This window comes from Streptomyces sp. NPDC014764 (assembly GCF_043082785.1).
In the GTDB taxonomy this organism is placed as follows: domain Bacteria; phylum Actinomycetota; class Actinomycetes; order Streptomycetales; family Streptomycetaceae; genus Streptomyces; species Streptomyces althioticus.
The window spans coordinates 41,088-51,527 of sequence record NZ_JBIBXY010000029.1 but is presented as its reverse complement, the minus strand read 5'-3'; the positions used below and the strand labels follow the sequence as shown (position 1 = coordinate 51,527).

9 protein-coding genes are annotated in these 10,440 nt (G+C 74.3%); 7 read left to right on the top strand and 2 right to left on the bottom strand.

The genetic code is table 11. The annotated features are described in order from the left end of the window. Window positions 1-130 precede the first annotated feature (130 nt). Window positions 131-922, bottom strand: a complete 792-nt coding sequence (locus ACF1AG_RS33735; RefSeq protein WP_387798978.1) for an SDR family NAD(P)-dependent oxidoreductase — start codon at window positions 920-922, stop codon at window positions 131-133. A 10-nt stretch (window positions 923-932) separates the two neighbouring features. Beyond that, window positions 933-2,009 carry a serine hydrolase domain-containing protein gene (locus ACF1AG_RS33730; RefSeq protein ID WP_359605202.1) on the bottom strand — a complete coding sequence of 359 codons (1,077 nt, stop codon included), beginning with the start codon at window positions 2,007-2,009 and terminating at the stop codon, window positions 933-935. A 250-nt stretch (window positions 2,010-2,259) separates the two neighbouring features. Here ACF1AG_RS33730 and ACF1AG_RS33725 point away from each other — a divergent pair, with 250 nt between their 5' ends. From ACF1AG_RS33725 to ACF1AG_RS33695, 7 genes are all read left to right on the top strand, one after another. After that, a complete protein-coding gene (locus ACF1AG_RS33725) occupies window positions 2,260-3,867 on the top strand; it encodes a class I adenylate-forming enzyme family protein (RefSeq protein WP_359605204.1) in 1,608 nt (535 codons plus the stop codon). 30 nt (window positions 3,868-3,897) lie between these two features. Then, window positions 3,898-4,206, top strand: coding sequence for an antibiotic biosynthesis monooxygenase (locus ACF1AG_RS33720; RefSeq protein WP_359605206.1), 309 nt, complete (start codon window positions 3,898-3,900; stop codon window positions 4,204-4,206). After that, window positions 4,196-5,977 carry an FAD-dependent oxidoreductase gene (locus tag ACF1AG_RS33715; RefSeq protein WP_387798982.1) on the top strand — a complete coding sequence of 594 codons (1,782 nt, stop codon included), beginning with the start codon at window positions 4,196-4,198 and terminating at the stop codon, window positions 5,975-5,977. Before ACF1AG_RS33720 ends, ACF1AG_RS33715 begins: the two co-directional genes overlap by 11 nt. Continuing rightward, a complete protein-coding gene (locus ACF1AG_RS33710; RefSeq protein WP_359605209.1) occupies window positions 5,967-6,923 on the top strand; it encodes an aromatase/cyclase in 957 nt (318 codons plus the stop codon). Before ACF1AG_RS33715 ends, ACF1AG_RS33710 begins: the two co-directional genes overlap by 11 nt. Further along, a complete protein-coding gene (locus ACF1AG_RS33705; RefSeq protein ID WP_391810960.1) occupies window positions 6,920-8,692 on the top strand; it encodes an acyl-CoA dehydrogenase in 1,773 nt (590 codons plus the stop codon). The genes ACF1AG_RS33710 and ACF1AG_RS33705 overlap by 4 nt, the downstream gene beginning before the upstream one ends. Before the next feature lie 65 nt (window positions 8,693-8,757). Continuing rightward, window positions 8,758-9,708 carry a 4'-phosphopantetheinyl transferase superfamily protein gene (locus tag ACF1AG_RS33700; RefSeq protein WP_359605212.1) on the top strand — a complete coding sequence of 317 codons (951 nt, stop codon included), beginning with the start codon at window positions 8,758-8,760 and terminating at the stop codon, window positions 9,706-9,708. Window positions 9,709-9,719: 11 nt separating this feature from the next. Further along, complete coding sequence (locus tag ACF1AG_RS33695; protein WP_359605213.1) at window positions 9,720-10,418, top strand: response regulator transcription factor; 699 nt, start codon at window positions 9,720-9,722, stop codon at window positions 10,416-10,418. Window positions 10,419-10,440: the final 22 nt, after the last annotated feature.

Sequence of the window (10,440 nt, the reverse complement as noted above, 5' to 3'; positions counted from 1 at the left end):
GCTCCCGCATCCCCGCAAGATCATCGCGTCCAACGGCCACGGTCCTCGCAACTCCCACAGATCGCGGGTGTTGCGAGGACCGTTAGAACCCAAGGTGCCCGGGGGCCTTCCACGTGCGCCGTCCGCTCCCTCACGTCACGGAGAGCGCACCGTCCACCGCCAGGACCGTGCCGTTGGCGTACGCGGCCTCGGGCCGCGTCAGCTGCACGATCCACCAGGCGATGTCCTCCGGCCGGCCGACCCTGCCGGCCGGAATCCTCTTCGCCGTCTCCGCCAGGAACGCCTCGTAGGCCTCCGGCGGCATGCCCGCGCGCACCCCGACACCGGTGTCGACGACGCCGGGGGCGATGCCGACCGACCGGATGCCGCGCGGCGCGAGCTCCACGGCCCAGGTACGGGTCAGGAAGTCCAGCGCCACCTTGGCCATGCCGTAGACCGAGTTCTCCGGCCAGGCCCGGCGGCCCAGCGAACCGGCCGAGGACACGTTGACGACGACGCCGCGGGCGGCCTCCAGCGCGTCCAGCGCCCGCTGGGTGAGGAACACCGGGGCGAGGAGGTTCGTGCCGAGCTGGGCGCGCACCGTTTCCCGGTCCAGCGCGTCGAGCGCGGCGAACCCGGTGACCGCCGCGTTGTTGACCAGGACGTCGATCCGTCCGAATTCCGCGAGCGCCTTTTCCACGATCACATCGGGCGCGCCGGGATCGTGGATGTCGGCCACCAGAATCCGGATCCGGTGGTGTTCTTCGGCCGTTTCCTTCAGCGTCGCCTCGCTGCGCCCGACAATCAGGACGTGCGCTCCTTCGGCGGCGAACGCGCGGGCCGTGGCGGCGCCGATCCCGGTGCCGCCGCCGGTCACCACCACGGCCTTTTCCACGGATTCCGGAGCGGTATCGCGCGCCGTATTCCCCACCGTGTTCTCCATGAGTTCTTCCTCAGGCGCAGAGCGCGGTGTTGACGCCGCGGATGACGGCCTGCTCGGCCTCCGGACCGAAGTCCTTGTCGCCGATCGTGAACGACAGCTGGACGCGGGCGCTCAGATCACGGGTGGTGGCCGCGAACGTGGCGTAGCCGGGGATGCCGGCGCCGTGACCCCACAGGTCCAGCTTCCTGTCGTTCTCCAGCTTCATGATCCCCAGGCCGTAGCCGATGCCCATCGGCAGGTTCTCGATCATCTCCGGCGGCAGCGGGGTCGTCATCTCCGTGAACTCCGGCTCGTTCAGCAGCTTGCCGTCGAACAGGGCGGCGAAGAACGTGTCGAGGTCCTTGGTGGTGGAGATGATCTCGCCCGCGCAGCCGGCCTCGGAGGGGTTCATCAGCGTCACGTCGACGGGCTCGCCGCCGATCTGCATGTAGCCGCGGGCGTGCGGACCGGGGATGTTCGGGTCGTCGCCGGGCAGTACCGTCTCGGTCAGGCCCAGCGGCCGCAGGATCCGCTCGGTGATCTCCTCGCGGTGCGTGCGGCCGGTGACCTTCTTGATGAGCAGGCCGATGACGAAGTAGTTCGTGTTGCAGTAGGCGAACTTCGTGCCCGGCTCGAACTCCAGCGGCTTCGCGGCCGCGATGGCGATCAGGTCCTCCGGCTCGTAGTGCTTGTAGCGGTCGCGCAGGAAGCGGTCGCCCGGCTTCTGGAACGAGTCCGCGTAGTTGTACAGGCCGCTGGTGTGCTGGAGCAGGTTCCGGACGGTGATCCTGTCGCCGTAGGGGATCAGGCCCGGCAGATAGCTCTCCACCGTGCGGTCCAGCTCGATCTTCCCCTCGGCGACGAGCTGGAGGACGACCACGGCGACGAACGGCTTGGTGATGCAGGAGATGCGGAACCGGCCGTCGGCGGGGACCGGGCGGCCGGAGCCGAGCTCGGCGACGCCGGAGGTCACCACGAAGGAGTCGCCGTCCCGGGTCACCCGGAACTGCACGCCCGCGGCGCCGGCTTCGACGAGCCGGTCAGCGGCTTGCTGCACGGCCTGCTGAAGGGCCGATACCTCAGGCCGGTCGATCGTCGTCTGCGTCATGTCGGGGGGCTCCCATCGTCCCGGTTTCTACCTTCCGCGGTCACGCTGACGCCCCCCGATCGAGCCGCACCCGCGCGCCGCTGGAGCCGCGCCCTCCCGTCACGGCGGTCCACCGGAGGGAGCCGGTCTCCAGACGCCGTGCGGCCGGGCTCGAGCGCCTCTCGACGGGATTGCGAGCGGCCGTGCGGAGCGTGAGGACCGTCCGCCGATCCCGACGGAGGGGACGGTCGGTTCCGAGGAGGAGGACGCCGTGCCGGGCTTCACGTATCCGGAACTGCCCCTGGACGGGCTGCTGCGCGCCGCCGCGGCCCGCGACCCCGACGGCCTCGCCGTCACCACTGCCGCCGGCGGCGTCACCTTCGCGGAGCTCGACGCCGGCGCCGACCGGATCGCACACCACCTGCGGCACACCGTGCGCCGCGGCGCCACCGTCGCGGTGGCCGGCGCCCTGGACGCCGTCTTCCCGGCCGCCTATTACGGCACCAGCCGGGCCGGCTGCACGATCGCGCTGGTCAACCCCCTGCTGTCTGAGGCCGCGCTGCACCACCTGTTCACCGCCGCCCGCGTGGAGGCGGCCTTCGTGCCCACCGCGCTCGCCGAACGGCTCACGAAACTGAGCGACCGGCTGCCCGGCCTGCACACCGTCGTCGTCACCGACGCCGACGACGGCGTGGTCCCCGCCGACGCCGTGCCGCTCGCCGCCGCGCTGCGGGACCGACCCGAGGAGCCCTTCGGCCTCGGCGACGGCGGCGCCGACACGGACGCCGTGGTCTGCCTGCAGTTCACCACCGGCACCACCGGCCGGCCCAAGGGCGTCCGGCTCACCCACCGCAACCTGGTCGCCAACGCCGCCCAGACCGCGCACGCGCACCGGCTCAATCCCTCCGCCGTCACCCTCAACCACCTGCCCCTGTTCCACACCATGCACCTCAACTCGGCGGTGTACGCCGGGGCCCACCAGGTGCTGTGCCACAACCCCGACCCGGTGGCCTCCCTGGACCTGGCCGCCCGCGCCGGCGCCACCCACTACTACGGGCTGCCGGCCCGGCTGCACCGCCTCGCCGCCGACCCGCGGCTCACCGTCGCCGCCGCCCGCCTGCGCGGCGGGCCGCTCACCGTCGTGATGTCGGGCGGCAGCGCCCTCGCGCCGAGCGCCGCCCACCGGCTGCGCGAGACCCTCGGCGTACCCGTGATCCAGGGCTACGGCATGACCGAACTGTCCCCGCTCGCCCACAACCAGCGGCCCGGCGACCCGGTCGGCCGGGGCGCCGTCGGCCGGGCCCTGCCCGGCACCGAGAGCCGGATCGTCGGCCTGGACAGCCGCGAGCCGCTCCCCGCCGGCGCCGTCGGCGAGGTGCAGGTGCGCGGCCCTCAGGTGATGGCCGGCTACCTGCACGACGAGGAGCCGTCACGGATCGACGCCGAGGACTGGTTCTCCACCGGCGACGTGGGCCGGCTCGACGACGACGGCGTCCTCCACCTCGTGGACCGCCTGGACGACGTCTTCAAGCACGACAACGAACTGGTCTCGCCCGCCGCCGTCGAACGGGTTCTCGCCGAGGACCCCCGGGTCGCCGAGTGCGTCGTCGCCGACTGGCCCGACGCCGTCCACGGCAGCGTCGTCTGGGCCGGCATCGTGCTGCACCCGTCGGCCACCGCGCCCGACGCACCCCCGCACGCCGTGCTCGACGTCCTGGACTCCGTCGCCGAGCGTGCCAACGAACGCCTCGCGCCCTTCGAGCGGATCCGGCGCCTGGAGGCCGTCGACGCCGTGCCCCGCACCCCCACCGGCAAGCCCGCCCGGCGCGAGGTCCGCCGGCGGCTGCACCGCGACGCCGCCGCCGAGAACACCGCCTGACCGGTCCCGACACACACCGAGGAGACAACCGTGGTGACCTTCGTCAACAAGCTGACCGTGCACGGCGACCCGGACGAGTTCGCCGCCGTGCGCGCCCGCCTCACCGCGTACATGGCGGCCCAGCCCGGCTACGTCGCGCACCGCACGCTGCGCCACGCCGGCGACCCCGCCGTCCACCTGGAGATCGCCGAGTGGGAGAGCGCCGCGGCGCACCGGGCCGCCGTCACCGGCGAGGAGTTCCAGCGCCTGGTCGCCGAGCTCAAGCCGCTCGTCACCGCCGAGCCCGGGCTGTACGAGGACGAGGACGTCCGGGCCCCGGAGGCGCTCGGTGCCCGCTGAAACGGCTGACGTGCTGGTCGTGGGCGCCGGCCCGGTCGGCCTGACCGCCGCCCACGAACTGGCCCGCCGGGGCATGCGGGTACGCCTGGTCGACGCCGCGCCCGCGCCCGCCCGCACCAGCCGCGCCGTCGCCGTCCACCCCCGCACCCTGGAGACCCTGGACCAGATGGGCACGCTGGGCCCGCTGCTGCGCGAGGGCCGCCGCAACCGGGCCTTCACGATGCACGCCGGCGGCAGGCGGCTGGTCCGCCTCGAGGCGGACTACGCCACCATGCCCACCCGTCACCCGTACACCCTGATCGTCGAGCAGACCCGCACCGAGGCCGTGCTGCGCGCGGCCGTCGCCCGGCTCGGCGTGCACGTCGAACAGGGCGTGGCCCTCACCGGGTTCGAGCAGGACCCCACCGGTGTACGGGCCGTTCTCCGGCACGCCGACGGCCGCGAGGAGGAGTGCGCCGTCCCCTGGCTGATCGGCTGCGACGGCGGCCACAGCACCGTCCGCAAACGACTCGGCCTGCCTCTGACGGGCGACAGCCGCGACACGTGGATGCTCGCCGACGCGCAGGTGGACGCCGACCTGCCGCAGGACAGCATCCACTGGGTCCACACCGGCGGCCAGGCCCTGATGATGGTGCCCTACGCCCGCGAGGGCCACTGGCGGCTGCTGGACACCGCGCCCGGCCCGCACGGCGAGGACGGCGCCGCCGAGCGGCTGTCCGCCCTGCTGTCGGCCGGCCTCGGACGCCCGGTGCGGGTCGGCGAACCCGAGTGGACCTCGGTGTTCACCTTCCAGCAGCGCATGGTGCCGCGGATGCGCGAAGGACGGGTGTTCGTCGCGGGTGACGCCGCCCATGTGCACAGCCCCGCCTCCGGGCAGGGGATGAACACCGGCGTCCAGGAGGCGTACAACCTGGCCTGGAAGCTCGCGCTGGTGCACCACGGGCACGCCGCCCCCGCCCTGCTCGACACCTACGGCGAGGAGCGCGTGCCCGTCGGCCGGGCCTTGCTCGGCTCCACCCGCACCGCGACGTTCCTGGTGCAGCTGAAGAACGCGCTGGCCTCCGTCGCGCTGCCGGCCGTGTTCGGTGTCGTCCGCAACGTGCCGCCGCTGCGCCGCGCCCTCCAGCGCAAGGTGCTCGGCGGCATCTCCGGGCTCAGACTGCACTACGCCCGCAGTTCGCTGACCGTGGGCGGCGGCCCGGAGCCGGTGCCGATCGCCGCGCCCGTCGACGCCCCCGTCATGGTGCCGCGCCGCCCGGGCGTGCCCGCCCCGGGCGAACGCGCCGCCATGGCGGCCGTGGCGGCTCCCGCCCTCGCCGCCGAACTGCGCGACGTGCGCTGCACGCTGCTGTTCGTGCCCGGCGGCCACGGTCCCGGCGCCGGCTGCGTGCGCACGGCCCTGGAGACCGCCGCCAGGCACGGTGACTGGCTGTCCGTGCGCACCGTCGGCCCCGGCCCGGGCCCCGCCCCGCTCGCCGACCCCGACGGCGCGCTGCCGGCCGCGCTCGGACTGGGCGCCGGAGGCTGGGCGCTGATCCGCCCCGACGGCTACCTCGCCGCCCGGGGAGACCTGCTCTCGCCCGCTTCCCTCGGGGAGGCGCTGCGCTCCCTGCACGTGTCCCCGGCCCGTTCTGCGGCGCTCCTCGAGCGGAACTCGTCCGCACGTCGAGCGGAGCACGACACCGTCGGAGCATCCGTCGGCGTTCCCGCCGCCACGACCCTCCGGAAAACACCGACATCGGAAATGAGGATGCAGAGAGATGTCCGCTGAGCGAGTGCACCGCACGACGCACGACGTGACCGTTGCCGCGCCCGCGGGCGTGGTCTACGGCCTGATCTCCGATGCCGTCCAGTGGCCGCTGTACTTCCCGCCCAACGTGCACGTCGAGCAGCTGGAGTTCGACGGCGAGCACGAGCGGCTGCGCATGTGGGCCACCGCCAACGGCGAGGTCAAGTCCTGGACCTCCCGCCGGACCCTCGACCCCGTGGCACGCCGTGTGGAGTTCCGTCAGGAGCTGCCCGCCCGGCCCGTGCAGTCCATGGGAGGCACCTGGATCGTCGAACCCCTCGGCGCCGACCGGTCGAAGCTGACCCTGCTGCACGACTTCACCGTCGCCGACGACGACCCCGGGGCCGTCGCCTGGGTCGAGCGCGCCACCGACACCAACAGCGACGCCGAGCTGGCCAACATCAAGACGCTCGCCGAGCGCTGGGCGAAACTCGACGAGCTGGTCCTCACCTTCGAGGACTCCGTCCGCGTCAACGGCCCGGCCGAGCTGGTCTACGACTTCCTCCACCGCGTCGCCGACTGGCCCGAACTGGTCCCGCACGTCTCCCGCCTGGACGTCGTCGAGGACGAACCGGGCGTGCAGATCATGTCCATGGACACGCTGACCGCCGACGGCTCCTCGCACACCACGGAATCCGTGCGGGTGTGCTTCCCCGACGCCGGGCGCATCGTCTACAAGCAGACGGCGACGCCGCTGCTGATGTCGGCGCACACCGGCGAGTGGACCGTCGAGCAGGACGAGACCGGCGCGACCGTGGTCTCCCGGCACAGCGTCGTCCTGCGCGAGGAGAACATCGCTCGGGTGCTCGGCGAGGGCGCCACGGTGGCCGCCGCGCGCCGCTACGTCCGGGAGGCGCTGGGCCGCAACAGCACGGCCACCATGAACCTCGCCAAGAGCCACGCGGAGAACGCGGTCACGGTCCTGTGACCACCGGCACGCTTCCCGCGTCCGCCCGCGGGGCGCCGGCCGCAGCGGGGCCGGCGCCGCCGGGCGGCGCCGAGCGGGCCGCCCACTACGAGCGGCTGCTCGGCGACCCGGACGACGTCCGCAACCCGCACGGCCGCGCCGCGCTGCTGGCCGCCGACGACCGCCGCGAGACCCCGGCCGCCACCGAGGCCCTGCTCGCCCGGGCGGGGCTGGCCGCCGAGTTCGTGCCGCGCGAACTGGGCGGCAGGCTGACCCGCCCGGACGAGCTGGCGCGCGTGCTGCGCCCCCTGTTCCGGCGGGACGTGGCGCTCGGGTTCGGCTTCGGGATCACCGCGTTGTTCGGCGCCTCGGCCGTGTGGGCCGCCGGCGACGACGGACAGCGGGCCGAGGTCGCCGGGCGTCTGCTGGGCGGCGGCGCCGGCCGGGTGACGATCCTGCACCACGAGCTCGCGCACGCCAACGCCATCCTGCGTGACGAGTTCAGCGCCCGCTCCGCCCCGGGCGGCGGCTTCGTGGTGGACGGCCGCAAGGACGTGGTGATCAACGCCGACCGGGCCGACACCTTCGTCATGTACGCCCGCACCGCGACCGCCGCCGGGCCGCGCAGCCACTCCGTCCTGCTGCTCGACGCGGGCGAACTCCCCGCCGGCGGGCTGCGACGGCTGCCGCGCGCCGTCACCACCGGCATGCGCGGCAGCAGCTTCTCCGGCCTCGCCTTCGACGGCTGCCCTGTGCCCGCACGGACGCTGGTCGGGGAGACCGGTGACGGTGTGTCGCTCGCCCTGCGCACCTACCAGGTCAACCGCTGCCTCATCCCGGGCACCGTGGTGGCCGGCGTCGACAGCGTGCTGCGCCTCGCGGTCCGCGCGGCGACCGAGGGCCGGGACGGCGGACTTCCGGCGCGCCGCTGGCACGCGGCGCTGGCCGGGGTGTTCGCGGACCTGCTGGCCTGCGACAGCATGGCGGTCACCGGACTCAGAGCGCTGAGCCTGCTGCCCGACGACGCCCATCTGATCGCCGCCGCGGCCAAACTGACCGTGCCGGACCTGCTGCGCGAGAACCTGGAAGAGCTCTCCACGGTGCTCGGGGCCCTCGGCCACGACCGGGGGCCGCTGTACGGGAGCTTCCAGAAACTCGTCCGGGATCTGCCCGTGGCCGGTCTCGGACACGCGGGCACGGCGGCCTGCCTGGCCGTGCTCGTCCCCCAGCTGCCGGCGCTCGCCCGGAGGTCGTGGCTGCGCACCGACGAGCCCCCGGAGCGCCTCTTCCTCCCCGAGGCGCCCCTCCCGGCCCTCGACTACCGCCGGCTCAGCGTCCTGGGAGGTGAGGACGTGCTCGTCGCGTCCCTGGTGGGAAGCGCCGAGCGGATCGGCGCCCTGCGCCGGGCCGGGCCCGCCTGGGCGGCGCTGGCCGACCTCGCGGAGTCCTTCGTCACCGAGGTCCGCGCACTGCGGGCGCAGTGCGCGGCGCTGCCGGAGGCGGCCCGTTCGGCACTCGTCGACCCGCGCGCCTGCACGCTCGCCGAGCGCCACGGCCTCGTCCTCGCGGCGGCGGCCTGCCTCGGCGTGTGGCTGGGCCAGCACGGCACCGGATCCTTCCTGGACGACCCGGCCTGGGCGGTGCTCGCCCTGAGCCGGATAGGCCGCCGGCTGGGCGTCCCCGTCCCCGAACTGCCCGACGGCGTCACCGCGACGGTGCTGGGCGAACTGCTCGCCCGCTTCCGCGAAAGCCGAAGCCTCGACCTGTACGACACACGTCTCGCCGGATGACACGGCAGGCCCGGAGGCCGGGGGACGGACGAAGGGAACGGGGGACGGACGAAGGGAGAGGGACCGTGGACCAGCAGCTCACGGACGGGCCGGGCGTCGCCGTCCCGGTGCATGTGCCGCGCGCCACCGGACCGTGGCGGCGCGTGCACGACGATCTGACGGGTCTGGGGCACGCCGTCGTCCACACCACCTGGGGCGAGTGGCTGCCGGCGGCACTGGCCCAGCCCCGGCTGCGCCGGCTGCTGGGCCGGGACTGGACACGCTACCGGCGCACCCCCGACCCCACCGTCCGCTACCGCTTCCTCGCCTCCCGGCTGCTGATCAAGTACACGGCGGCGGCGGCGCTACGCGTCCAGCCCGAAGCTCTGGACCTCGCCTACCGCCTGGGCGGACGGCCGTACCTGCGCGGCTTCGACCAGGTCGACGTCAGCCTCACCCACACCGGGGACCTGCTCGCCGTGGGCCTCAGCCGCCTCGGCCGGATCGGCATCGACGCCGAACCCGCCGACCGGCGCATGCGGTTCGACCTGCTCAGGGCGCAGATGTGCACCCCGACGGAGGCCGCCGAGCTGGCACCCCTCCCCGAGGGACGGCAGACCGCGGAAACGCTTCGTCTGTGGACGCTGAAGGAGGCGTACACCAAGGCGCTCGGCCAGGGAATGAGGCTGGGCTTCACCGAGTTCGGCTTCTCCCTGCGCACCGGGCGGCTCCAGTCGCCCGACGGCTCGCCCGCCTCCCGCGGCGAGTGGTCCTTCGCCACCCACCCGGTCCAGGGGCGCTACCTGCTGAGCGTGGCCCGCCACGACGCCGGACTCGACCCCGCCCACGACACGTCGGCGCGCACCATGCTGGACCCGGGCTTCCTGTCCCTGATGGCCTCACGCCCGGAACAGCCGCCCCCCGGGCGCGCCCACGCAGCCGCTCCGGTTCCGCTCGCCCCCGCCTCGAGGCCCGCTGGACGCGGCGCAACGGGCGGGGACGGCCCGGCTACCTTCGGAGCCGTCCACGAGTACTGAGGGGGCGTCTGATGACGGAACCGACCACCGGGTTCGCGCGGACCTCCGTGCTGCGGCCGCTGCGAGGCGCGGCGGCCGCCACGTGCGGGGTGCGGTTGTTCCTCGTCGGTCCCGACGCCCTCGCACGGGCCGGGATCAGGTCCCTGCTCGACGGGCACGGCGACATCACCGTCGTCGGCGAGGACGAGCCCGGTCCGCGGGCCCGCGCCGCCGTCCGCGCGCACGAGCCCGATGTGCTGCTCGCGCACGGACTGCGCGACGAGGAGGAGACCGACGCGCTGTTGCGGGCGGCCGGCCCGGACGGCGCCGTGCTCACCGTCGGGGGCTCCGGGCCGCTCTCCCGGCCGGACCCCGCCCTGCGCGGCCACCTTCCCGTGACGACCAGCGCCGCACAGCTCGCCGCCGCCGTCTCACTGGCCGCCGCCGGCTACTCGGTGGCCCGCGGCCCGCTGACCCCGGCCGACCGGCCGGCCCGCGTCCGCACCCCGGGCCCTTCCTCCGTCTCCACCGTGCCGCCGGACCGGCTCACCGACCGTGAGTGCCAGATACTCGACCTCGTCTCGCGCGGTCTGTCCAACAGCGAGATAGCCCGTGCGCTGACGCTGTCCGAGCACACCGTCAAGACGCACGTGCAGAACCTGCTGCAGAAGCTGCGCCTGCGCAACCGGGTGCACGTGGCCATCTACGCCTTCGAGTCCGGCCTGCGCTGACGGCGCCGCGCGCGCATCAGGC